Origin of the sequence: Aeromonas piscicola, from assembly GCF_000820005.1 — a bacterium.
Taxonomy (GTDB): Bacteria; Pseudomonadota; Gammaproteobacteria; order Enterobacterales; family Aeromonadaceae; genus Aeromonas; species Aeromonas piscicola.
The window spans coordinates 472-867 of sequence record NZ_CDBL01000076.1 but is presented as its reverse complement, the minus strand read 5'-3'; the positions used below and the strand labels follow the sequence as shown (position 1 = coordinate 867).

Annotated in this window: 1 protein-coding gene; it reads left to right on the top strand. The window is 63.1% G+C overall.

Translation table 11 applies throughout. From position 1 onward, the window contains the following. Positions 1 to 396, top strand: a 396-nt coding sequence (gene mobB / locus BN1128_RS19715) for a molybdopterin-guanine dinucleotide biosynthesis protein B (protein ID WP_244464634.1), incomplete at both ends; no start/stop codon positions are given.

Here is a 396-nt window from a genome sequence, read left to right as displayed (position 1 = left end):
GCCCCCACCCTTCCCCTGCTCGGCTTTGCCGCCTGGAGCGGTACCGGCAAAACCACCCTGCTGGAGCAGCTCACCCCCATACTGGTGAGTCGTGGCCTGCGCCTTGGAGTGCTCAAACACGCCCACCACGACTTTGACATCGACCAGCCGGGCAAGGACAGCCATCGCCTGCGCAAGGCCGGTGCCAGCCAGATGATGGTCGCCTCCCGCCGCCGCCATGCTCGCATCATGGAGACCGATCTGGCCGAAGCCGACTTTCATCAGTTGCTGGCAAGCTTCGATCAAACCTGCCTTGACCTGCTGCTGGTGGAAGGGTTCAAGCACGAGCACTTCCCCAAGATAGAGCTGCACCGCGCCGCCATCGGCAAGCCGCTGCTGTTTCCGATTGATAGCGAC